Genomic DNA, 21225 nt, shown 5'->3' on the forward strand with positions numbered 1-21225 from the left:
ACCTTTACCCGGGTCAGACAATTTATGAAGCACTATGGCAAATCAAGCGCGCATGTCCGATATCAACAACACAAAGCGAATGTGGGGAGAAAAAGTGGGGAATTTTTCAGCGGCATCAAAATCTTCAAGCAAATCATATGCTTGTAAGAAGAAATGGCTCCCCGGGCCGGATTCGAACCGGCGACCTGTCGATTAACAGTCGAATGCTCTACCGCTGAGCTACCAGGGAACGTGCGCTGCTTGGCGCGGTGTGAGCGGGGTAATACAAATGCTTTTCCGATTTGCCAAGCGGTTTTTTCAAAAAAAACGCATTGCCCTTGTTTTATCTGTGCAGAGTCCCGATTTTCCGGGCTTCTGGACGAAGAAAAAATTATCCACAGGCCAGATGAAAAGGGCAGGATGGAATGAAATTCGGTATCGACCACAAAACGGGTCGCCTCAATGTAGGAAAATGGAGCCTCGCCATGCCGCGGTCACGGGTCGGCAGGATCGCGACGGGTTCGGCTTTGATTGTCGGCGGGACTTTGGGTTTCCTGCCCATTCTTGGCTTCTGGATGATACCGCTTGGTCTCGTGGTGCTGTCCCACGATCTGCCGGCAGTTCGGCGGCGGCGTCGGCGTCTTGCGGTTTGGTGGGCCTACCGCCAGAACCGCCGCAGCAACCGCAAGGAGGGCCAGCAGTAGGCTTCAGGCGCCGATGGAGCTGCTGAGGCCCTGGCCTGCCCAGAACGCGGCATAGGCGAGGGCTGCGAAGTAAACGGTGGTCAAGCCGAGGAAGAGGTAACCGCCAAGCACCGTGACACCATCCCTTTGAATCTTCCCGGCCGAAAAGAGCAGGATCGCAACACCCGGCAGGGTGTTGGAGAACGGAATGAAGCCGAGTGGCATCATCAGCAGGACGCCAGCGGTCATCAGCGCAAGGCCGTTGATCCTGTTGGCGATCGCACCTGTCGTCAGCGCCGGAAGGCGCGGCCGGATGAAGCCATCGAGCTTGGAAACGATGCTGACGCCCTTCTGCAGGGCGGGGATAAGCTTTGCGGTTTCCATCTGCCGGTCGAGAATCTTTTTCGGCAGCCATGGAAGGCGGTTCAGTGTGATTGCGAGGCTGACAAGGATGATCGCTGCGCCAAACACAGTGCTGACGCCGGGAATCGAAACCGGAATAAGAAAGGGCAGGGACGCGATGGCGCAGATCAGCAGCAGCCCCTGTTCGCCGATCGCTTCCATCAGCTCGCGCAACGTGATCGTCTGACCCTTCAGTTTTCCGATCAGTTTCTCCAGCGTCGTGCTGAGCTTTTCAGACGTGTCAGAGAATGCGAATTCGTTCGTCATGCGGCGTCCCGGAAGTTGTTTCAACTCCGGGCTTGATAACATTCATCGGGCCGGGTGCCTATCACCGATAGAAATCAGCCCTTTCACATTTGGTCGAGCGGTTCGGCGCTTTTCAGTGCGAAACCCAGTTGCTGTAGGCGCCCGCAAGCAGAACCACCAGCAAAATCACAAGAATGAACGGATTAATCGATGTAACGAAGTTGACATAGTCCATAATGACTTCCTCCTCTTCCTCCACGTTTCATTCTACAGCAAAAAGGCGAGCCAATCTACCGCAGGGTGAAATTTCGCAATGCAGCAACCAAAATCTGGTATCGTCTCGTAGGAGGCGTCTCCGCGACTTTTTGCGATGCAAAATAAATCTTCCAACATTTGCCATTCTCCTGCGATGTCTCTAATTCTCTCGTTCGGGTCGGATATTTATCGCCGATGGCAAGCACCTCCAGACCCGGCAAATCACCAGGGCGTGCTTCACCTCCTGGATCAAATCCCAACACGCTTCCCCGGGGACATGACATGCTGAAAAACATCTACGCCTGGACGATGGCGCTGGCCGCGCGCAAAACCGCAGTCTGGTGGCTGGCGATCGTCGCCTTCGTGGAAAGCTCCGTCTTCGTCGTCCCGGCAGATGTGCTTTTTCTGCCCATGGTGCTGGCGAAGCCCAGGAAGGCGATGTTTTACGCGCTGGTGGCCACAGTTGCATCCGTACTGGGCGGCATTGCCGGTTGGTTCCTGGGGCATTACGCCTTTGAGAGCCTCGCCCGCCCCATTCTCGAATTTTACGGCAAGCTCGACAGTTTCGAGCATCTGAAGAGCTCGGTGGATTACGAGACGATTATTCTCCTGTTGGTGACATCGGGGCTCGCGCATCTGCCGCCGATCAAGGTCGTCACCATCCTTTCCGGCGCCGCCAATATCAGCCTTGGCCTGTTCATCCTGTCAGCCGTCGTCACCCGGGGGGCGCGCTTCTTCATCCTTGCCGGCCTGCTGCAACGATACGGGGAATCGGTCCGCCACTTCATCGAAAAACGTCTCGGCGTCATTACGGCGGCGGCCGCCGCCGCGCTCCTGGCTGTCTATGCCGTCTACGTTTTCGTGCGCTGATCCGTAATGCGGGCAATACTCTAACAATACTGTCGCAGAACTTTCAGCCTGCTGTCAGAATCCATCGGTATCGGTTCCTTGTTCAATCAGGGAAACCGTTCAGTCATGCGGAAATTTTGGAAGTGCTCGTTTTGGGGCATGGGTTTTGTTGTCCTCGCGACAGGTGGTTATCTCTACGCCATCCAGCTCCTTGGCAATTTTCACGAGGTCGTTCCGGGTCAGTTTTTCCGCTCCAATCAGCCGACCGCCGAGCAACTGGTGCGCTACACCGAAGATTATGGAATAAAGACCGTGATCAATCTGCGTGGCGCCAACGAAGGTGAAAGCTGGTATCGCGACGAGCTGGAAACCTCGAAGAAGCTTGGCTTGAACCATATTGATTTTGGCATGTCGGCCAGCCGCGAGCTCACCATGAGCCAGGTCAATCAGCTCGTCGCAATCATGCGCGACGCGCCAAAACCCATTCTTATCCACTGCAAATCGGGTGCGGACAGAACCGGCCTGGCCACGGCGCTCTACCTCAGCCGGGTTGCCCGGCTGGGTGAAGAGGCGGCAGAAAGCCAGCTGTCCATTCGTTACGGGCATGTCGGCATCCCCTATCTCTCGGCGGCCTATGCCATGGACCGCACCTGGGAAAATGCCGAGGAAATGCCTCTTATCGACGACCTGACAATCGCCTCCAACGAGTTCTAGAGTGCTTTCTCAGGAAACCCCATTACCCGAAATTCCCCATCATTGTTTACAAGGTCCAGACGAACAACGGCCAATTTACTTTTGCCGGGCGTGTCCGAGACCGGGATTCGTCCCGGCCTTGCTCGGAAGAAATATATCGCCGATCCGGCTAAAATGTCCCGGTACTCTTCGTCCGGGTCCGCGTAGGCACATCTTGCGTCTCCCACGCGACGTGACGCGGCCGGTAGCAATTCACTCATTATATTAGCGACTTACGCGATTCCGAACTGAAGTTGACTCTATATGTCATCTTTTATAGAGCGTCTCTGTTTCAACATTCGGATCGCATCATGACCCACAAAATATTTCTTGCCGGCCTTGCCGCATCTCTATTTTCAGCCTTCTTGATCGTGCATTCCGCCGAAGCGGCGGAAAAGACCATCACGGATGTCATCGGCCGTCAGGTCAAGGTTGATCTTCCTGCAAAACGTGTCGTTCTTGGCTTCTATTTCGAAGACTACATGGCTGTTGGCGGTGAGAAGGCCTATGATTCCGTCGTTGGGATTTCGCGCGAGGCCTGGGAGGGCTGGGTGCCCGCCAACTGGAAAATGCATCTTGCCCACCGCGCTTCCCTTGCCGATATTGCCGATGTAGGCGAAGTCGAGGCACAGACCTTCTCCGTCGAGAAAGTTCTCAGCCTCAATCCCGATCTCGTGATCCTGGCGGACTGGCAATACAAGGCGCTTGGCCTCGATGCCGACCGTCTGGAAGAAAAGGGCATTCCGGTCGTCGTGGTCGACTACAACGCGCAGACGGTCGAGCGGCATGTCGCCTCCACGCGGCTTTTTGGCGAGCTGACCGGGCAGGAACAGCGCGGCAACGAAATCGCGGAATTCTATTCCGGTTCGCTGAAGGACGTCGCCGATCGCGTTGCGAAGTCCGGCAAACCGAAGCCAAAGGTCTATGTCGAGTTCGGCAATAAGGGCCCGGCCGAATATTCCTTCACCTACGGCAAGAACATGTGGGGCGCCATGTCCACCGCCGCTGGCGGCGACAACATCGCGGCGCCATTCGTCGAATGGTGGGGACCGATCAATCCGGAACAGGTTCTGGCTTCCAAACCGGACGCGATTTTTATTGCCGGTCGTGAGAACAACAAGAACCCGGCTGCCCTGCCGATCGGGCAGGCGGTGGAGGCCGCGGATGCCCGTGAGAAGCTGAAAGCCTTTGAGACCCGTCAGGGCTGGAGCGAATTGCCGGCCATCAAGAACGGCCAGCTTTTCGGCGTCTACCAGGGCGCGTCGCGCACCCTCTCTGATTTCGCGATGGTCCAATACATCGCCAAACAGCTTTATCCCGAGCAGTTCAAGGACATCGATCCGATCGCAAACTATCTTGGCTATTACAAGAAATACCTGCCTGTGACGCCCGAGGGCACCTTCGCCATCGCCGTCAAGGATTGATCGCTCCCTACTGCTGCGTCGAGGGCGCCTGGTCTTCATGCGCAGCCGGGCTATTGCGGACGCCGCGTCGTGGCGTTCGCTCAATACGATCCTTTACAAGCAGGTTCTTCATGACATTTGCCGCCCGTTATGCCGAGGCGATCGGCGCCCATCGGCTGCGCGAACGTCGCCGCTGGCGCGTCGTATCAATTTTTTTCCTCATGGTGGTCGTCAGTCTTGTTCTCGATATCGCCACTGGTCCATCGTTGCTCTCCCCGGCCGAAGTGGTGCGCTCGCTGACGGGTCTTGGCGAACGGGCGGCGATGACCGATTCCATCGTGCGGGGCCTGCGCCTTCCCATGGCGTTGATGGCGCTTGCCGTTGGTGCAGCACTCGGCGCGGGCGGCGCGCAGATGCAGACATTGCTGAATAACCCGATGGCCAGCCCCTATACGCTCGGAATGGCTGCGGCCGCCGGTTTCGGCGCGGCGCTTGTGCTGGCGCTCGGCGGGCTCGGACTGGATGCCATGATCGCCGTTCCCCTTGGCGCTTTTGTTTTTTCCATGCTGGCGGCGCTGTTCCTCTATCTGCTCGCATCCATGCGCCAGATGAGCGCTGAAACCATCATCCTGGGCGGCATTGCTCTTCTCTTCCTGTTTCAGTCGCTTCTCTCGCTTATCCAGTTCCTGTCGTCGCCGGAATTGTCGCAGCAGATTCTGTTCTGGCTTTTCGGCAGTCTCACCAAGGCGACCTGGCCGACGCTCGCGCTGACGGCATTCGTGACGGCGCTCTGCTGCGCGCTGTTGATGGCCGACTGCTGGAAATTGACGGCATTGAGAATGGGGGAAATGCGGGCAACAAGCCTTGGCATCAACGTCCGACGGCTGCGCATGAAGGTTCTCGTCATCGTTGCTGTCATGACTGCGACGGCCACGAGTTTTGTCGGCGTCATCGGTTTTGTCGGGCTTGTGGCCCCGCACATTGCCCGCATGACGGTTGGAGAGGACCAGCGCTTCTTTCTGCCCATGTCAGTGCTCAGCGGCGCGCTGATGCTGTCGGCCGCGTCCATTCTCTCGAAGTCCATCATTCCGGGCGCGCTGTTTCCCGTCGGGATCGTCACGGCCATCGTCGGCGTGCCGTTTCTTCTGTGGCTCATCTTCAGTCCGAAGAGGCGTGACCGATGATGGTTCTGGACGGTATCTGCGTCAATCGTGGCGATGTTTCAATCGTGAAAAACCTCTCAGCCCGCCTTGATGCCGGGCGGATTCACGCCGTCATCGGCCCGAACGGAACCGGCAAGACGACCCTGTTGCGGGCGATCTTCGGAGACCTGTCGCTTGCCGCCGGCTCGATCAGCCTTGGAAGTCGTCAACGGATCGCCAGAGCGAGGGCAGGGCGACGTGCAGGCAACTGGCAGGACAATTTTGCCTATATGCCGCAGGATACAGGGGCGGATATCGCCCTCAGTGTCCTGGAGGTCGTGGTGCTCGGCCGCTTTCAGCGACTTTCCCTGCATATCGACGATGAGACACTCGACCTTGCCATGACCCGTCTGCATCAGGCCGGTATTGCTCACCTGGCGGACCGGGACATCGCGACGTTAAGCGGCGGACAGCGGCAGATGGTGCTTTTCGCCCAGGTTCTCATGCGTCAGGCGCAGGCGGTGCTGCTGGATGAGCCGGTAAGTGCGCTTGATCTGAAACACCAGGTGGCTTTGCTCGATCTGGTCCGGCGGGAAACCCGAGCCAACGGCTGGGTAACGCTGGTTGTGCTGCACGATCTCAACCTTGCCTGCCAATATGCGGATAACCTCCTCGTCATCGCAAATGGCACGCTCAAGGCCGCAGGCGCACCACGTGACATCGTCACGCCGGCGTTGATTTCAGACACCTACGACCTTGCCGTTGAGGTGCTGCGGGACCGACACGGCAACCCCGTCATTCAGCCTGCGGGCGGGTCGCCGCCAGACCGTTTCGAAACTTCCGAAGGAGTAATTGCATGAGCAGAGTTTTAATCACGCTTGCCACGATACTGGCTGTCACTCTTCCTGTTGCAACTGCCGTCGCTGCCGAGCACAGGGTCCTGATGCTCAACTATGGCAAGGAGGGTGGCATGGTTTTCGAGCCTTCCTATGTCAAGGCGGAGCCGGGCGATACGATCACGTTCGTGCCTGAGAATTCGAGCCACTACGTCCAGTCCTATGCTGTTCCCGAAGGCGTGACGCCATGGAAAAGCAAGCTAGATGAAGCCTTTAGCGTGACCGTCGATCAGGAAGGCGTCTATCTCTATTATTGCCCGCCGCATTTGATGATGGCGATGATCGGCGTCATCCAGGTCGGCAAACCTGCCAATCTCGAAACGGTCAGGCAGAAAGCCGAGAAGCTCCGGCCCAAACTGGTCATGAAAGCCGAGAGGCTCGACGCGGCGCTCTCGCAGGTAACGCCCGCCCAGTAATCCACAAAAATCCTAACGCCCACCCTCGCATCGCCGTCTCGACGGCACGCATTTTTGAACCCGAAACAAAGGAATAAGCCATGGCCAGCAAGTCCATCGAAGCGACGCTGAACGATCTCCTCAACGGCGAATTACGTGCCCACCACGCCTATCTTCAAACGGCCGCATGGGCGGCGGAACGCAACCTCGACGGTTGCTATAAATTTCTGATTGGCCACGCCGCCGAAGAACTCGAGCATATGCATCGCATCTTCACGTTCCTCAACGATCTCGGCGCAAAGGTCACGTTCGCGGAACTACCGGCACCGCAGGTGACTGCAAATGACATCAAGGGTCTTTTCACGATCGTCACCGAACATGAATCCCGCGTCACCGCAGCCATCAACGCTGCCGTCGATCTCGCCCGGGCGGAAAAAGACCACGCGACGACATCATTCTTGCAATGGTTCGTCGATGAGCAGCATGAGGAAGACAGCCTATGCCGCACGATTCTTGGAAAGATCGAGCTGATCGGCAACGGCCCCAATGCCGACTACCTTATCGACCGGGAAATTGGACATCTGGCAGAGAAGGGCTGATTGCTACCACGGATTTGTCAGCACTTCCTGAGCCACAAGAATGCGTCTCGGGAAGTGCCGATTTAGGTTTACTCCCGCTCCATATCCGGCGTCCACCCGCGCGTATATCCCCTTCCCATCAGGGCGACGGCAAGCGAAAGCTGATCCTGCAGATGTTCGATTTCACCAAGAAGGGCTTCGACAGCCGCCTTTGCATTGCCGTCATGACATTGGATGACGTATCCCGCGATGTCGTCAGGCTGGATGGGGGTGATTTTTTCCGCGTCGGACATGGGTGGCGACCTCTCTTTTGTTCACTAAATGTTCTAATTTTAGCGGAGAGTCAATAAGCCAATATCGGCCATCCCAGGCCGGCGCTGTTGGCGGTAATGAAACAACGATTTCAGAAATCGGCCACGAGCGCGTCTAGTGAACCGAGGGTTCCTCGCCATCGAGAAAGCTGCGGATGCCATCTTTCTCGCAGGTGGCCAGAAACTCCTCCCACGCGTCCTTGTCGGTCGCGAAGGGCTCGTCCCAGGTGGTGACATCGTCGTGCTCGCTGATCACCTCCAGCGTCCAGTCCTGCTGGGTGCCGGCGGGCCGGTAAATATCGACGAGAACGGTGACCCCATCATCCTCGAACTCGCCCGAGAATTCCGAGTGCTCAATTTTCGGTTTTTTGGCCATTTCCGCACACCTGCTTCTCAAGGCTTGGACAAGGATTAACCCCGGACGGGTCTTTTCACGCGGCGAGGAGCGATGTTGCAGATCGCTGAAACAAATATAGCCAGCTCTGGGGGAACTGGCTATCTATCTGATTTTAATGGTCGGAGCGGCGGGATTCGAACCCACGACCCCTTGACCCCCAGTCAAGTGCGCTACCGGGCTGCGCTACGCTCCGAACCTGAAAGCCGTTTATATAGAAGCCTCTTAGGGCGCAAGCGGAAAATGGCCTCTTCATAAAAAAACAAAAAGAAGGTGTGGACGCCAAGTGAGCCCGCGGCACGTGGGGGCGGACTGGGCGAGCTTTGCGGCGAGGAGACAACCGTCAAACCCCGGACATATCCCCGTTCCATCATGGCCGGAACAAGCCGCTCCATCGGGCGTTGAATGGCAGCCGACTTAAAACTCAGGGAGACAAACTATGTCCGAACTCGTCGTTATTGGTTTTGATGGTACGGAAGTCGCCGATCAGGTGCTTCTGAAGCTTGCTGGCCTCAAAAAGGAATATCTGGTCGATCTCGAAGATGCCGTGGTTGTCGTTCGCGATGAGAATGGCAAGGTGCACCTGAAACAGAGCGTCAACCTCACCGCCATCGGCGCAAGTTCCGGCTTTCTGTCCGGCGGCCTCTGGGGCGGCCTCGTTGGGCTGCTCTTCCTCAACCCGCTCGCCGGCTTTGCCATTGGCGGCGCGATTGGCGCGGGCACGGGCGCGCTTGCGGGCTCGCTTACGGATTTCGGGATCGATGATGACTTCATCAAGTCGCTTGGCGAGACCATACCGAACAGTTCTTCCGCCCTGTTCGTGCTGATCCGTAAGGTGCAGGCCGAGAAGGTGCTTGCCGAGTTCGAGGGCCTCCGCGGCCGCGTTATCAAGACATCCCTGTCGCCAGCGCAGGAGGCGGAACTTCAAAAAGCGCTTTCCGGTAACGCGGCCTCGGCCGTCCCTGCCGCAACGCCCGCAATATGACGCAGGCGTAGATCGACGTGCTGCGGCGCCTTATGCCGCAGCATCACTCTTCCCGGCCGCTCAAACGGTCAGGGTGCCGTTCTTCGCCTGCGGCCAGGTGAGATAATAATAGCGGCTGCCGACACTGCCGAAAAACGCATTGTCGCCGGAGGCGGCGTCGACATAGGCGCCACTTCCACTTTTGACGTAGGTCGAACCGTCGCGCTGCAGATGGTCCTTTAAGAACGTGCTCCAGCCTTCAGTCGGAATTTCCGTGGTGGGTTTGGACACGGTTTTCGGGTCAGCGCCGACGTCCCAGGCCGCAATTTTCGCGCCTGCGGCGGGATCGGATACCGTCAGCGTTCCCGCTTCCAGTGCCCCCAGCATCGCCTTGGCCTGCGTTGCTTTATCCGGGTCCTTGCTAAGCCCTTCCAGCATCGTCTTCAGCGCTGTCATGAAGTCGGACTTGTTGATGTCGCCGGATAAGGGTTGTGCCGTCGCGTCGTCGGTCTTGTCCTGGTCCGATGACTGCGCGTATTGCGCCAGAAGCTGGGTGAGGCGGGTATTGGTCGATGACGGGGACGTGTCCAGCCCATAGGAGCCGAGGAGCGTGGCCCGTGCCGAGGAAGTCGTGGCGGCGGCGCTGTCCTCCTGATCCTTGATGGCCTTAAGGGCGAGTCTGGTGGCGGTCAGGCGTGTGGAAAGGTCGACGGAGGAGACCATTGCGCGGATGTATCCTTGATCGGGCGATACGGATCATGCGTATCGGGCCGGCTCTGCGGGCATCGATCCCGCCTTTCGTCTTCTCTCATAAGAAGACCGGGTGCATCCACGCCGGCTTTGACGTGGAATGCACCCGGTCTTAATCGCCGGAGTTTGCGCGACGCTTGTGGCTTAGTTCTCCTGAACGGAGACGCCATTCGGGCCGATGTTCATCTCGATCCCCTTCGGCTTGCTTTCTTCATGCCAGACGTAGACGCCAAGGCCCGCGATGACGACAATAAGGGCGCCGATAATGAGATAGAGATTATTGGTCTGCGTCATAAGATGTCTCCCCGTTGGACATGTCACAATCGAGGGCTAAACGGTTGCAATAGCAGAAGGTTCCGTAAGGGCAGCTGTTTTACGCAGCGCGGGCGCGCCGGCGCAGGTTTTCGCGTTTTTCGAGCGCCATGCACCCCCACAGGATGCCGAGCAACAGGAAGAAATGCCGCCAGTGATCCGTGTCGATGACGGCGCCGATCAACACATGCCCGACGAAAGTAACCCATGAAATGATCAGGAACGGCTGCCAGGGGCGCGGTCTCAGAAGATGGCTGAAGCCGGCGGCAATCGTCCAGCAGATCAGGGTGAGATAAACGACAAAACCGAACCAGCCATGGGTGGTGAGGCTTTTCAGCCATATATTATGTTCGGCGGCGGGAAAGATATCGTCGAATACCATCGGCCCGATCCCGAGCGGATGTTCCATGGCGAGCAGAAAGCCGAGATAGTGGCGGGCGAAACGTCCGAGGTGACCGCCGTCGTAGGACTGCACCGCCGACGCACGGCTGGAGAACAGGTCCGCCACCTGCTTGAACTGCAGCGCAACGATAACAGCGGCAACCATGAGCCCGACGGCGACGAGGAACAGCACAAGTATTTTGAGCCGAAACGCTGCCGTGCGCTCCTTCAGCAGCATGACGAAGACAAGCAGAACGGTGGAAAAGAGAAACAGGCCCCAGGCTGCGCGCGAAAATGAGAGAAAGATGCCGAGCGACAGGATGAGCAGCCCGGCAGCCCGAAGCGGCGCATGCATCGCCTTGCCGGTTAAAAGGCCGTAGATCAAGTATAGCGACGGTGTCACCAGGAAGGGACCGAAGACGTTCGGATCCTGAAATGCACCCTTGGCGCGATCATAGAGCGTAAAGACCTCAAAGCCCGGAATGGCATGGAAATATCCGATGATGCCGAGCAGCGACGTAATGAGCGCGGCGGCAAGCCAGGCCCGGAAAATCAGAAGCAGACGCTGGTGCCTGTCTTCCACGATCGCCGCATAAAACACCGACGTCAGCGCCAGAAACGTCGAAACGGCGAGATAAAGCGGTCCCTCATCCAAATTGGCCATGGTGGTGAGAGACAGATAACCGCCAACGTTGAACGCAAGCAGCAGGCACAGAAGCAGGACGACCGTGCGCGACAGACGAAGGCCCAGCAGGAACCACAGCGCCACCTGTCCCACCATCATCAATTCATAAGGCGCCGGTTCGGAGATGACGAAGCCGGAAAGGAACACGCCGAATGCGATAAAGAACGAACCGATGAGCCGCATGGTGGCCAACGGTGCGTCAAAATTCGCCGCGTGCTGGTAACCGGTGTGGGTCAATAGGCGTTTTCCGATTTGAGCAGCCTGATCGGCGTAAGAAACAGGATTTTCAGATCCAGAAACAAAGACCAGTTTTCAATGTAGTAGAGATCATACTCAGTGCGGAACTTGATCTTGTCGCCATGGTCGATTTCGCCGCGCCAGCCATTGATCTGCGCCCAGCCGGTCACGCCGGGCTTGACCTTGTGGCGGGCGAAATAGTGCTCCACCACCTCGGTATATTTCAGATCGCCCGTTTGGGCATGGACGGCATGGGGGCGCGGACCGACCAGTGACAGATCGCCGTAGAGAACGTTGAACAGCTGCGGCAGCTCGTCTATCGATGACTTGCGCAGAAAACGGCCGACCGGCGTGACGCGGGGATCGTTTTTCGTGACGGCCTTTTTGGCGGTGGGGTCGCTCAGTTCCGTATACATGGAACGGAACTTCCAGACGTTGATCGTCTCGTTGTTGAAGCCGTGTCGTTTCTGTTTGAAAAGCACGGGGCCTTTTGACGTTGTTTTCACGGCAATGCCCGCCGCCAGCATCACCGGCCACAGAAGCGCGATGCCGATCAAGCTGAATATGATGTCGAACACCCGCTTCGCCACGGAATCCCAGTCCCGGATCGGCTTGTCGAACACGTCGAGCATCGGCACGCTGCCGACATGGGAATAGGCGCGCGGACGGAAACGCAGCTTGTTGGCATGGGCGGCAATGCGGATGTCGACCGGCAGCACCCAGAGTTTTCGCAGCAGCTGGAGAATGCGGGCTTCGGCACTCAGCGGCAGCGAGATGATCAGCATGTCCAGTTTGGTGAGGCGGGCAAATTCCACCAGTTCGGCAAAGGTGCCAAGCTTCGGATAACCGGCGACGACATCCGGTGATCTTTCGCTATTGCGGTCGTCGAAAATTCCGCAGATGCGGATATCGTTGTCGGATTGCTGCTCCAGTGAGCGGATGAGGTCCCGAGCAGAATCGCCGCCACCGACGATGACGGCGCGGCGCTCCATGACGCCGTTGCGGCTCCAGTGGCGAATGGCGAAACCGAGAAGCAGACGTCCGGCGAAGATCGCCAGCGCAGCCGTGGCGTACCAGAGCGCAAAGGCCTGCCAGGAATGCAGCGCGCCAGGGAAAAACAGAAGGAGGAAACAGGCGACGCCCACGAAGGAGAAACAGACGGCTCCCTGAACGCGGGCGAACATGGACATCGGCGTACGCAGCGTTGGAAGCTGGTAGCAGTCCCCGGCCTGCAGAAGGATGACGCAGAGTGCGGCCCCCAGAACACCGCCGCCAAAGCTCGACAGAAAGCTTTCAAGACCGCGATCGGCGGCGATGCCGTTGGCGATGGCCGCGATAACCACCAGCATGGTGAATTCGAGAAGACGAAGCTGGCCGATCACCATGTTGGGGGAGTGGCTGCCACTCCGCAGCTGGTTGGCAATCTGGCGGGCAAGCGGATTAAGGACGACGGTTGCCGAAGCCGGAGACTCCTCAGCCTCCGATCCGGAGATTTTTTCGCGCAACGACGCCAGGTCGAATTGCAGCCTGTCCTTGTCACTCTTGGTCATCGCTTGATCCGCACCCTCCAGCGCATCGGCCTAACGTCGCATTTGATTTTCGACCGGGACGAGACGCAACTTCAAAGTGGCAAAGTACACGCAGACCCTCCGGCGCGGCGCCTTACCGGCAGAAAACTAGCCGAAACATGCTAAGAAACGTTTATGACGGATTTCTGCAACGTGGTGGGAATATACAATCGGAAATCGAGTTTTTTAACTGCTTCAGTTAAGCAGCAGATCGCGATAGAGCTTCATCATCTCGTTGGCCATGACGGGGGTTGAGAATTTCGCCTTGAAGCTGTCCGCGTGGGGCATCACGCGTTGCGCCCAGCCGTCATCTTCGGCGTCCCTTGCCATGATTCGCGCCAGCGCGTCCGCATCGCCTGTCGGCACCAGTGCTTCGCTGTTTTCGCCAAGCACCTCGGGAATGCCGCCGACATGCGAGGCAATAACCGTTTTTCCCGCAGCGAGCGCTTCCAGCACAATGTAAGGCATGGCTTCGGCGCGAGAGGGGACGACCACTGTCCGTGCGAGCTCAAAGGCCTGCCGGGCGGGCATGGCGGCATGCATGGAAATCCGTTGCGAAAGCCCGGCCGCATCGATCATCGCGGCGTATTTGTCCCTGTCCGGCCCATCGCCGACAATGACGCCCTTCAGAGGCTTGCCGAGGCTGCGTTCCGTTTTGGCAAACGCCTTGATGAAGATGTCTGGTCCCTTGAGGTCGCGCAGCATGCCTATATAGAGGAAACGGGCAGCGCCTTCACGGGCGGGGACGGCCTCGAATTCGCTCTCCTGCACCCCATTATAGATCATTGCGGTGCGGGTGCGCGGCATGCCCACCTTGGCCTCGTAAGTCGCCTGCTCGAAATGGCATACGAAACAGAGCGCGTCGGTGAAACGCTCCTGAAAGCGCTCCAACCGCAGAAAGAGCTGCCCTTTCACGCTGTTTCGGGCGTAATGCAGGCTACCGCCATGCGGAGAATAAAGGCGGGCTACGCGATACCTGTTCACCCGCAGAAGTGAGCCGATCAGCCGGGCAAGAGCGCCACCCTTGGCGCTATGCCCATGCAGAATGTCCGGCCGCAAACTTTTAATGTGTTTGTAGGATGTCCAGAGCGCCGGCAGGTCGCCGGGACTGATGGAGCGCCGGATGGGCAGGCGGGTAAGGCCAAGCTCCAGCATCGGCGTGATCTGTGCGAAAAGCCTTTCCTCGTGCGCGCCGCCGGTCGAACTGTCGCAGACGATGCCGACCTTGTGACCCTGCTTGACATGTTCTTCGATGAGATCGCGCACGTGACGGAACACGCCACCCACCGGCGAGCGGAAACAGTGAATGATGCGCAGGGGAGGGCCGTCATCCGACACGCTGATCGCTCCGCCCGTCAGAAGAAGCGTTCGCGAACATAGACGGTGTCACCAGCCAGAAGCGGGGCGGTGATACCGATCCGGCCGGTCAGTACCTCGGCATTGATCTTGCGCGTAACATCCACATCGGCCTGGTTGGCGCGGGGGCTGAAGCCGCCTGCGATGGCAATCGCGTTCTGAACCGTCATGCCCGGGACGTAGGAATACTGGCCCGGACGGCCGACTTCACCCATGACGAAGACGGGGCGATAACGATCGATTTCAATGGTGACATCAGGGTCGCGCAGATAGCCCTGGCGAAGCTTGGCCGCGATGGCGGCTTCGAGTTGCGGGAGCGTTTTCCCGCGGGCGGGAACCTGACCCACGAGAGGAAAGGCGACGTAACCAGCCTGGTCGACCGTATAGGTGTTGGTCAGGCCCGTCTGTTCGAAGACGTTGATGCGCAGCCTGTCGCCGCTATCCACATGATATGGCTGCAAGGCGGCCTCATTGAAGGACCTCGGCGCGGGTTGATACGCCGCACAGCCGGAAAGGGCCGTCAGAACGGCAAGCGTCAGTGCGGTGACATGGCGTGATCCGGCGAGCGGCATCTCATCTGGCTCCGAGTCGATCTTTGACCATTCTTATCGTTCTGTTAGGGTTAATGCGCGGTAAACGCCCCCGGGCAAGTGATGCTAATATTAGCCTTTTGCTGTCTGATCCGCCGGGATTAACGGTTGTGTTACCGGCAGCACTTAAGCTTCGCAGGAATTGACCATCTATATTTAAGGGCCGCGATTTATGTCGGTTACGGAGCGCGCATGAACGGCGATCGCATGGATGACAGGGATGTGGATATCGATCTCGCGCAGCTTGTCGCGGCCATCTGGCGGCGCAAGGGACGGATCGCCGCGATTACGCTTCTGGCCGGCGGCTGCGCATTTGTGATCGCCAGCATGATGGCGCCTGCCTACAAGGGCGAGGCGCGTCTGCTTATCGAATCCCGTGCCGCCTCCTTCGGCGCATCGCAGCAGTCGAACGCCCCGGCTGAACCGGTTCTGGATGAGCTGACCGTTTCGAGCCAGGTGCAAATCCTCCAATCGGTCGACCTCATCAAGCAGGTCGCCAAGGACATGAAGCTTTATGAACTGGATGAGTTCGATCCGGACGCTCATCCGTCGCTGATCTCCCGGATGCTGATCGCCGTCGGCATCAAGAAGGACCCGCTTCAGGTCCTGCCCGAAGAACGGGTCCTGAAGGCTTTCCGTGAAAAACTGCAAGTCTATCAGGTTGAAAGTTCGCGCGTCATCACGGTCGAGTTCTCGTCAGAGGACCCGAAACTCGCCGCTGCAATCCCGAATGAAATGATGAAGGCCTATATCGCGTTGCAAAGCGGCGCGAAGCTTGGCACCAGCACGGAAGCGGCGCGTTGGCTTGAGCCTGAAATCGCCAGTCTTCGCGAAAAAGTGCGGGATGCCGACAGGAAAGTCGCGGATTATCGCGCGTCATCCGACCTCCTGTCGGCGGGGCAGGGCGAGACGCTCGCCACGCGGCAATTGAGTGATATATCGACCGAACTTGGCCGCATCCGCGGTGAGCGTGCCAATGCCGAGGCGCGGGCGGAAGGCGTGCGCAACGCCCTGGCCAGCGGTCGCCCGCTCGATACCTTTCCCGACGTGGTAGGATCTCCGACGATCCAGCGGCTCAAAGAAAACGAAACGACGATCCGCAGCCAGATTTCCGATCTCTCGTCCTCGCTTCTGGAGGGCCACCCGCGCATCCGGGCGCTGCGCAACCAGCTGTCCGGCATCGAGCGCCAGATCCAGGAAGAAACCCGCAAGGTCCTTGCGAGCCTGGAGAATGAAGCGAACGTATCGCGCCTGCGCGAGCGGCAGCTTGTGCAGCAACTGAATGTGCTGAAGTCGGAAAGCGTGCGCGCCGGCGAACAGCAGGTGGGCCTCAACGACCTGGAGCGCGAAGCGGCCGCACAAAGACAGCTTCTCGAAACCTATCTCGCCCGATATCGCGAGGCGACGTCGCGCGCCGGTTCGGCAGAGTCGACGCCAGCGGATGCACGCGTCATCTCAACGGCAGTGGAGCCGCGCGAACCCTATTTCCCGAAGACCGGCGCCATCACCATCGTCGTGACGCTGGCGGCCTTCCTCTTGTCATGCATCGTCGTCATGCTGGTGGAGCTGTTTACCGGACGCGCCTTGAAGCCGGTTGGCAGAAGCCAGGTTCCACCCCTTTCCGATCCGCCGCCCTCGCGCGCGAGGGTTGATGATGACGAGGCTGCCGATTTGCCCGAAAAGCCGGCTGCCGCAGCGCGGGAAACCACACCGCCGGCCGCGGTAGAGGTGGTCCCGGCTGCGGCGTATAAGTCCGCTATCGCAGAAGCGGCCTCCGCCCCGATGATGCCCGTGGCGGTCGCTCCGGCACCTCACAGGCAAGAACCGGCCGCTGCCACGCCGGCCGCCTCTGAAAACGCGCACGATGATGCCGAGACATCCGAGGATTTCTCGATCGATGCCGTCGCGGCTTATCTTGCGACCCGCCTTGCCAAACCGGTTGCGGCCGTTGTGTCTCCGGCCGGTGATAGCGGTTCCACGACAACTGTCATGCTGGCGCGCGCGCTCTCGGAACTCGGTCGCTCGGTCGTTCTCGTCGATATGACGGCGTCTGCCTGTCCCACGCGGCTGATGGCGCCCGAAACCGGACTTCCCGGCGTCATGGACCTTCTCGCCGGCGCTGCCGCCTTCGGCGAAACCATTCATGGCGACCGTCTGTCCGACGCTCATATCGTGCCGCGCGGCAATGCGCAGCCGCGGGAGGCCATGCGCGCGATCGATCGCCTGACGATGATACTCGGCGCGCTCTCGGACGCTTACGATACGGTTCTCGTCGAGTGCGGGGCGGTGCAGATTTCGAGCCTCGGGAAAATGCTGCGCAACCTGCCAGCCGAAATCGTCGTTTCGGTTCCCGGCAAGGACAGCGATCTTCTCGAGCAGACACTGGGTGAACTGGATACCGCAGGTTATGAAGAGGCACTGCCGATGACCGGCATGCGCAAGCCGGGCCATCGCAGCGCGGCCTGATGCATGCTCAGTCGGTGCCGGCGGCCGTGTCGGTCTTGCGCCATCCTGCGCGAAGACGCTGAATGAGCGTATAGAGGGCAGGGCTCGATTTGATCATGCTCTTCATGCGGGCAATGGCCACGTAACCGGAGGCAGCAACCCGACCTTTCAGCGTTAACGCCAGAAATATGTCGTGCTGCACGGTGAAAACCGGGCACCAGCTGCGCTTATAGCGCTGGTCCCCGACACCGAAGTCGAAGAGGGCGGCTTTTTCTCGGCAGGCCCGCTCAATCATCAGCCAGAACAGCAACTCGCCGGGGCTGCACTCAGAGGCTGCCTCATCGATGGAACCGAACTGGCAGATGATGTGATCCTGCTTGCGCGAAAGCCCGGCAATCGCGGCGACGACACCTTCATTTGCGCCATGAAGGCGAATAGCGTGCAGCTCCAGCAGGGCGTCAGTTTCCGCTTCCGGCAAATTGGCCAGATCGTAGAAGAACGCTTTCACCGCCTGGTCGCGGAAAACGTCGGGTATGCCCTGCGAGGCGAAACGCGCCGCTTTCTGACGGAAAAAGGCCTGCAGGATTTCGCATTTTTCCTCCTGTGTCCGCGCGATGATGTGGCTGTAGCCACCCATTTCCTCGGCCCTGCGCCGCTGGATACGGAACTTCTTGCGCCGCCTCTTGGCATTGACCTGCCGAAGTGTAGCTTCGAAACTATCGAAAAGATGAAGCTGGAAGGCGGGATTCTGGTTTTCGACGGAGGCAAGGTGTGACAGAGGGTTTTTCCTGCCGCGCCATATTAGCGGTACATTCTGAAATGCCAGAACATCCGCCCGGCCATGCAGCAGCTTCGGCGCCTCGCGCGCAATGGCGGACGCGATGTCCTCTCCCTCCCGTTCCGCAAAAGAAGCCTCGAAAAGGCCGGTATTGAGATTGTTGAAGCGGCCGCCGGGAAAGCCGGCCTTGCGAATGCCGCCTTCCGACACGATTTCGAGCGGCAGCAAAAAAATAGTCTCGCCGCCGCGCCGTCCGCGAAGCGTCAGTAACGGGGTGTTCTGCGTCCGCGCCCAGATGGAGCACCAGCCGAAACTCTGATGAAGCGAATTGAGCGGGTCGCTTTCCAGCCGCTCCCAATCGGCGCGAATGGTGGCGGCATCACTCACGAGGTCGATCAACAGCCGATCGGAACCGCGCCGCCCATTTGGGACGGCGGTGGGTGCTTGCCTCTCGCTGATGAAGACAGGCCCCTCAGCCGCCATCACTCTCTCCGGTTGTTTCGGTGGGACTATAGCGTCGAGCGGCAAACAATCAGTTTATAATATTGCGACCTGTGGATGTTATGCAGACGCTGCCGCTCAGTCCTGTTTTTTAGGCCCGGCCATCCATTTGATGATGAGCATGGCCGGCAGAATCCACAAAACCCCAGTGAATACGAAATATGCAAGATGCACCCACCACGGCGATTGAGCGAGCGCTGCCGATGCAATGGCCGTCGCCACCACGGCGTAAGCGACGACGAGGCAGATGATGACGATGGTGCCGATAAGCGATCTGAGGCGAGGAGGCATACATTCTTCCGTGATTGAACTGGTCTTGCGACTATAGCGCCGCGACCCCATGCCGCAAACCCTGAGGCCTTGTTTTGTAGTGCCGGTTGGGGCTAATCAACATGACTGTATGATGGAGACCCGAAATATGCGTTCGAACAGCGTAACGATGGCACATGGTTCTGCGGAAGTGGTGGTGGAGGCTGCCCTGCAGAAACAGGAGAAGGACCGTCGACTGCTGCGGATCTGGCTGCGGGTCGTGCTTTTCACGCTGTTCTGTCTGGTTCTCGTCGGCGGGGCGACGCGGCTCACCGAATCCGGCCTGTCGATCACCGAGTGGAAGCCGATCCACGGCGCCATCCCGCCGCTTTCCGTCGCTGAGTGGGAAGAGGAATTCCAGCTCTACAAGCGCATCCCCCAATATCAGGAAATCAACAAGGGCATGTCGCTCGACGAGTTCAAAACGATCTTCTGGTGGGAGTGGGCGCATCGCCTGCTCGCCCGCACGATCGGCATCATCTTCGCCCTGCCGCTTGCATACTTCTGGCTGAGCGGCCGCATCGAGAAACGTCTGCGCCTGCCACTCGTCGGTCTTCTTGCCCTTGGCGGTTTTCAAGGTTTTATCGGCTGGTGGATGGTATCATCTGGGCTCGTCAACCGCACCGATGTCTCGCAATATCGTCTCGCCACGCATCTGACGATCGCCTGCCTTATCTTTGCGGGTTGCATGTGGATTCTGCGCGGACTGTCGCACCATTCGCCTGACGCCGCCAACGAAAAGACGGGCAGGGGCTTTGCGGCCTTGCTGACGGTTCTCTGTCTTTTCCAGATTTATCTCGGCGCGCTGGTGGCAGGGCTGAATGCCGGCCTTTCCTACAATACCTGGCCGTTGATGGATGGCTCGCTGGTGCCGGGCGATCTTTTCCTGCAGCAGCCTTGGTGGATCAACCTTTTCGAAAATCCGAAGACGGTTCAGTTCATCCATCGTCTGGGTGCTTACACGCTGTTTGCCGCCACGCTGTGGCATATGGCATCAATGGCCCGCGCCTTGCCCGGCACGCCACACGCCCGACGCGCGGTGCTTTTCTTCGTGCTCGTCTCCATTCAGGCCGCGCTGGGCATCACCACGCTTTTGCTGCATGTGGATATCCACGTCGCGCTCGCCCATCAGGGCATGGCGCTGTTCGTGCTGGGCTTTGCGGTCGCCCATTGGCGCGGTTTCATCGGAGAATATCCCGCGCCGGTTTCGGTCGAAGTCAGGGACTGAGGCCGCTCAGAGCTGTCGAAGTACGTTTTTGATGGCTGCCGCGACAGCAAGCTCGTTGTCGCGCTCTTCGTCATTGCCGTCTTCATCATGCCAGGCGGCCGAGAGGCAGCCGTAAGCGAAGGCATATTGCAGCAACAGTCGTTCATCCCGTTGCAGCGCCTTCGCAAAGATTGCAGCCATGGAGGCGATGCGCGCTTCGCTGCGGGTGAGGTCGAAACGGTCGAGCGGATTGGAGAACATGTTGGCGACATCAAGCGCCGCGTCGCCGATCAGGCCTGCCGGATCGATGATGATCCAGCCGCGTTCACTGCGCATGATGTTCTCGTGATGCAGATCGCCGTGCAGCGGCCTGATATCTCGCTGCCGGTCGATCAGTGCCTGCGCCAGCGCGGCGCCCTCGATATAGGGGCTGTCCACGCCGTCAGTACGGTCCTGTTCGGCCTTGCGGAACAGGCTTTCGAAATAGAGCGGCAGCGTCAATAGGCTGGACGGCGGCGGCTGCTCGGAAGGCTGGTGATATCGGAGCAGGACCTCGGCGGCGGTTTCCGTTGCGGCATCGTCGTCGCCCTCCCGGAACAGCATGTCGCGAAGGGTTTCCGTGCCGGCATGTTCCATCAGCAGAATGTCATCGGAGCGGTCGAGCAGTTCGACGCAGCCGACACCGGCGCGCCATTCGATGAAATCCGCGCCGCGAAGGCTGTCCTTCAAGGCTTTTTTCTTCAGAACCTTGGCGACGGCAAGGGAACCGTCGCTGCGCATAAGCTCGTACACCACCCCTGCCGGCGTATCGGCAATCTGTTTTGCGGCCTCGATATTCCACGAGGCCGGAAAAGATGGGGCGGCATCACTCATGAGA

At 58.9% G+C, this 21225-nt stretch carries 23 protein-coding genes and 2 tRNA genes; 11 read left to right on the forward strand and 14 right to left on the reverse strand.

What is annotated here, in order from left to right; translation table 11 throughout:
* Nucleotides 1–154: 154 nt before the first annotated feature.
* A tRNA-Asn gene (locus ACUTJJ_RS05515) sits at nt 155–229 on the reverse strand.
* Nucleotides 230–404: 175 nt separating this feature from the next.
* Here ACUTJJ_RS05515 and ACUTJJ_RS05520 point away from each other — a divergent pair.
* Nucleotides 405–683: a hypothetical protein gene (locus ACUTJJ_RS05520; RefSeq protein WP_445541562.1), complete on the forward strand. Its 279-nt coding sequence runs from the start codon at nt 405–407 to the stop codon at nt 681–683.
* Between the two features lie 3 nt (nt 684–686).
* Here ACUTJJ_RS05520 and ACUTJJ_RS05525 read toward each other — a convergent pair whose 3' ends face one another.
* On the reverse strand, nt 687–1331 hold the full coding sequence (locus ACUTJJ_RS05525) for an exopolysaccharide biosynthesis protein (protein WP_445541563.1): 645 nt from the start codon (nt 1329–1331) through the stop codon (nt 687–689).
* Nucleotides 1332–1847: 516 nt separating this feature from the next.
* On the opposite strand from ACUTJJ_RS05525, the gene ACUTJJ_RS05530 reads away from it, so the two are divergent.
* The 7 genes from ACUTJJ_RS05530 to ACUTJJ_RS05560 all read left to right on the forward strand — a co-directional run bounded on the left by ACUTJJ_RS05530 (nt 1848) and on the right by ACUTJJ_RS05560 (nt 7581).
* Nucleotides 1848–2435: a YqaA family protein gene (locus ACUTJJ_RS05530; RefSeq protein ID WP_063951237.1), complete on the forward strand. Its 588-nt coding sequence runs from the start codon at nt 1848–1850 to the stop codon at nt 2433–2435.
* A gap of 138 nt (nt 2436–2573) precedes the next feature.
* A complete protein-coding gene (locus tag ACUTJJ_RS05535) occupies nt 2574–3128 on the forward strand; it encodes a dual specificity protein phosphatase family protein (protein ID WP_404494401.1) in 555 nt (184 codons plus the stop codon).
* Nucleotides 3129–3457: 329 nt separating this feature from the next.
* Entirely contained in the window at nt 3458–4570 is a 1113-nt protein-coding gene (locus tag ACUTJJ_RS05540; protein WP_445541564.1) for an ABC transporter substrate-binding protein, read from the forward strand.
* Between the two features lie 110 nt (nt 4571–4680).
* The gene (locus ACUTJJ_RS05545; RefSeq protein ID WP_445541565.1) at nt 4681–5733 is read left to right on the forward strand and encodes a FecCD family ABC transporter permease; all 1053 of its coding nucleotides are present in this window, start codon (nt 4681–4683) and stop codon (nt 5731–5733) included.
* Nucleotides 5730–6551, forward strand: a complete 822-nt coding sequence (locus tag ACUTJJ_RS05550; RefSeq protein WP_445541566.1) for an ABC transporter ATP-binding protein — start codon at nt 5730–5732, stop codon at nt 6549–6551. Before ACUTJJ_RS05545 ends, ACUTJJ_RS05550 begins: the two co-directional genes overlap by 4 nt.
* Complete coding sequence (locus tag ACUTJJ_RS05555; RefSeq protein ID WP_445541567.1) at nt 6548–7003, forward strand: pseudoazurin; 456 nt, start codon at nt 6548–6550, stop codon at nt 7001–7003. The genes ACUTJJ_RS05550 and ACUTJJ_RS05555 overlap by 4 nt, the downstream gene beginning before the upstream one ends.
* An 80-nt stretch (nt 7004–7083) precedes the next feature.
* On the forward strand, nt 7084–7581 hold the full coding sequence (locus ACUTJJ_RS05560; RefSeq protein WP_404493728.1) for a ferritin: 498 nt from the start codon (nt 7084–7086) through the stop codon (nt 7579–7581).
* Between the two features lie 68 nt (nt 7582–7649).
* Here ACUTJJ_RS05560 and ACUTJJ_RS05565 read toward each other — a convergent pair whose 3' ends face one another.
* The 3 genes from ACUTJJ_RS05565 to ACUTJJ_RS05575 form a co-directional block, all read right to left on the reverse strand.
* Nucleotides 7650–7853, reverse strand: a complete 204-nt coding sequence (locus ACUTJJ_RS05565; protein ID WP_144574772.1) for a hypothetical protein — start codon at nt 7851–7853, stop codon at nt 7650–7652.
* Between the two features lie 133 nt (nt 7854–7986).
* Nucleotides 7987–8247, reverse strand: a complete 261-nt coding sequence (locus tag ACUTJJ_RS05570; RefSeq protein ID WP_063951228.1) for a hypothetical protein — start codon at nt 8245–8247, stop codon at nt 7987–7989.
* Nucleotides 8248–8384: 137 nt separating this feature from the next.
* A tRNA-Pro gene (locus tag ACUTJJ_RS05575) sits at nt 8385–8461 on the reverse strand.
* Nucleotides 8462–8704: 243 nt separating this feature from the next.
* On the opposite strand from ACUTJJ_RS05575, the gene ACUTJJ_RS05580 reads away from it, so the two are divergent.
* Entirely contained in the window at nt 8705–9250 is a 546-nt protein-coding gene (locus ACUTJJ_RS05580) for a DUF1269 domain-containing protein (RefSeq protein ID WP_144574766.1), read from the forward strand.
* 60 nt (nt 9251–9310) lie between these two features.
* Here ACUTJJ_RS05580 and ACUTJJ_RS05585 read toward each other — a convergent pair whose 3' ends face one another.
* From ACUTJJ_RS05585 to uppC, 6 genes are all read right to left on the reverse strand, one after another.
* The gene (locus ACUTJJ_RS05585; RefSeq protein ID WP_445541568.1) at nt 9311–9952 is read right to left on the reverse strand and encodes a hypothetical protein; all 642 of its coding nucleotides are present in this window, start codon (nt 9950–9952) and stop codon (nt 9311–9313) included.
* A gap of 171 nt (nt 9953–10123) precedes the next feature.
* Nucleotides 10124–10273: a hypothetical protein gene (locus tag ACUTJJ_RS05590; RefSeq protein WP_104679367.1), complete on the reverse strand. Its 150-nt coding sequence runs from the start codon at nt 10271–10273 to the stop codon at nt 10124–10126.
* A gap of 79 nt (nt 10274–10352) precedes the next feature.
* Complete coding sequence (uppF, locus tag ACUTJJ_RS05595; RefSeq protein ID WP_445541569.1) at nt 10353–11594, reverse strand: polysaccharide biosynthesis O-antigen ligase family protein UppF; 1242 nt, start codon at nt 11592–11594, stop codon at nt 10353–10355.
* The gene (gene uppE / locus ACUTJJ_RS05600; RefSeq protein ID WP_445541570.1) at nt 11591–13144 is read right to left on the reverse strand and encodes a polysaccharide biosynthesis glycosyltransferase UppE; all 1554 of its coding nucleotides are present in this window, start codon (nt 13142–13144) and stop codon (nt 11591–11593) included. The genes uppF and uppE overlap by 4 nt, the downstream gene beginning before the upstream one ends.
* A 213-nt stretch (nt 13145–13357) precedes the next feature.
* The gene (gene uppD, locus ACUTJJ_RS05605) at nt 13358–14500 is read right to left on the reverse strand and encodes a polysaccharide biosynthesis type 4 glycosyltransferase UppD (protein WP_445541571.1); all 1143 of its coding nucleotides are present in this window, start codon (nt 14498–14500) and stop codon (nt 13358–13360) included.
* Nucleotides 14501–14517: 17 nt separating this feature from the next.
* Nucleotides 14518–15090, reverse strand: coding sequence for a polysaccharide export protein UppC (gene uppC / locus ACUTJJ_RS05610; protein WP_209088761.1), 573 nt, complete (start codon nt 15088–15090; stop codon nt 14518–14520).
* A gap of 210 nt (nt 15091–15300) precedes the next feature.
* On the opposite strand from uppC, the gene uppB reads away from it, so the two are divergent.
* A complete protein-coding gene (gene uppB / locus ACUTJJ_RS05615) occupies nt 15301–17574 on the forward strand; it encodes a polysaccharide biosynthesis protein UppB (protein WP_445541572.1) in 2274 nt (757 codons plus the stop codon).
* 7 nt (nt 17575–17581) lie between these two features.
* Here the strand turns inward: uppB and ACUTJJ_RS05620 are convergent, their stop codons facing one another.
* Both ACUTJJ_RS05620 and ACUTJJ_RS05625 read right to left on the reverse strand, forming a co-directional pair.
* Nucleotides 17582–18814 carry a GNAT family N-acetyltransferase gene (locus ACUTJJ_RS05620; protein WP_445541573.1) on the reverse strand — a complete coding sequence of 411 codons (1233 nt, stop codon included), beginning with the start codon at nt 18812–18814 and terminating at the stop codon, nt 17582–17584.
* A gap of 96 nt (nt 18815–18910) precedes the next feature.
* On the reverse strand, nt 18911–19123 hold the full coding sequence (locus ACUTJJ_RS05625; protein WP_063951219.1) for a DUF2842 domain-containing protein: 213 nt from the start codon (nt 19121–19123) through the stop codon (nt 18911–18913).
* Nucleotides 19124–19271: 148 nt separating this feature from the next.
* Between ACUTJJ_RS05625 and ACUTJJ_RS05630 the strand changes: the two genes are divergently transcribed.
* The gene (locus ACUTJJ_RS05630; protein ID WP_445541591.1) at nt 19272–20369 is read left to right on the forward strand and encodes a COX15/CtaA family protein; all 1098 of its coding nucleotides are present in this window, start codon (nt 19272–19274) and stop codon (nt 20367–20369) included.
* Between the two features lie 6 nt (nt 20370–20375).
* Here the strand turns inward: ACUTJJ_RS05630 and ACUTJJ_RS05635 are convergent, their stop codons facing one another.
* Nucleotides 20376–21221 (reverse strand): aminoglycoside phosphotransferase family protein, encoded by an 846-nt coding sequence (locus ACUTJJ_RS05635; protein WP_445541574.1) that lies wholly within the window; start codon nt 21219–21221, stop codon nt 20376–20378.
* Between the last annotated feature and the right edge of the window lie 4 nt (nt 21222–21225).

This window comes from Agrobacterium sp. DKPNP3, from assembly GCF_052686535.1.

What these genes read in the sequence shown, in the direction of transcription:
- ACUTJJ_RS05520 (WP_445541562.1), top strand. Translation starts at nt 405, where the DNA reads ATGAAATTCGGTATCGACCACAAAACGGGTCGCCTCAATGTAGGAAAA.
- ACUTJJ_RS05525 (WP_445541563.1), bottom strand. Translation starts at nt 1,331, where the DNA reads ATGACGAACGAATTCGCATTCTCTGACACGTCTGAAAAGCTCAGCACG.
- ACUTJJ_RS05530 (WP_063951237.1), top strand. Translation starts at nt 1,848, where the DNA reads ATGCTGAAAAACATCTACGCCTGGACGATGGCGCTGGCCGCGCGCAAA.
- ACUTJJ_RS05535 (WP_404494401.1), top strand. Translation starts at nt 2,574, where the DNA reads ATGGGTTTTGTTGTCCTCGCGACAGGTGGTTATCTCTACGCCATCCAG.
- ACUTJJ_RS05540 (WP_445541564.1), top strand. Translation starts at nt 3,458, where the DNA reads ATGACCCACAAAATATTTCTTGCCGGCCTTGCCGCATCTCTATTTTCA.
- ACUTJJ_RS05545 (WP_445541565.1), top strand. Translation starts at nt 4,681, where the DNA reads ATGACATTTGCCGCCCGTTATGCCGAGGCGATCGGCGCCCATCGGCTG.
- ACUTJJ_RS05550 (WP_445541566.1), top strand. Translation starts at nt 5,730, where the DNA reads ATGATGGTTCTGGACGGTATCTGCGTCAATCGTGGCGATGTTTCAATC.
- ACUTJJ_RS05555 (WP_445541567.1), top strand. Translation starts at nt 6,548, where the DNA reads ATGAGCAGAGTTTTAATCACGCTTGCCACGATACTGGCTGTCACTCTT.
- ACUTJJ_RS05560 (WP_404493728.1), top strand. Translation starts at nt 7,084, where the DNA reads ATGGCCAGCAAGTCCATCGAAGCGACGCTGAACGATCTCCTCAACGGC.
- ACUTJJ_RS05565 (WP_144574772.1), bottom strand. Translation starts at nt 7,853, where the DNA reads ATGTCCGACGCGGAAAAAATCACCCCCATCCAGCCTGACGACATCGCG.
- ACUTJJ_RS05570 (WP_063951228.1), bottom strand. Translation starts at nt 8,247, where the DNA reads ATGGCCAAAAAACCGAAAATTGAGCACTCGGAATTCTCGGGCGAGTTC.
- ACUTJJ_RS05580 (WP_144574766.1), top strand. Translation starts at nt 8,705, where the DNA reads ATGTCCGAACTCGTCGTTATTGGTTTTGATGGTACGGAAGTCGCCGAT.
- ACUTJJ_RS05585 (WP_445541568.1), bottom strand. Translation starts at nt 9,952, where the DNA reads ATGGTCTCCTCCGTCGACCTTTCCACACGCCTGACCGCCACCAGACTC.
- ACUTJJ_RS05590 (WP_104679367.1), bottom strand. Translation starts at nt 10,273, where the DNA reads ATGACGCAGACCAATAATCTCTATCTCATTATCGGCGCCCTTATTGTC.
- uppE (WP_445541570.1), bottom strand. Translation starts at nt 13,144, where the DNA reads ATGACCAAGAGTGACAAGGACAGGCTGCAATTCGACCTGGCGTCGTTG.
- uppC (WP_209088761.1), bottom strand. Translation starts at nt 15,090, where the DNA reads ATGCCGCTCGCCGGATCACGCCATGTCACCGCACTGACGCTTGCCGTT.
- uppB (WP_445541572.1), top strand. Translation starts at nt 15,301, where the DNA reads ATGAACGGCGATCGCATGGATGACAGGGATGTGGATATCGATCTCGCG.
- ACUTJJ_RS05620 (WP_445541573.1), bottom strand. Translation starts at nt 18,814, where the DNA reads ATGGCGGCTGAGGGGCCTGTCTTCATCAGCGAGAGGCAAGCACCCACC.
- ACUTJJ_RS05625 (WP_063951219.1), bottom strand. Translation starts at nt 19,123, where the DNA reads ATGCCTCCTCGCCTCAGATCGCTTATCGGCACCATCGTCATCATCTGC.
- ACUTJJ_RS05630 (WP_445541591.1), top strand. Translation starts at nt 19,272, where the DNA reads ATGGCACATGGTTCTGCGGAAGTGGTGGTGGAGGCTGCCCTGCAGAAA.
- ACUTJJ_RS05635 (WP_445541574.1), bottom strand. Translation starts at nt 21,221, where the DNA reads ATGAGTGATGCCGCCCCATCTTTTCCGGCCTCGTGGAATATCGAGGCC.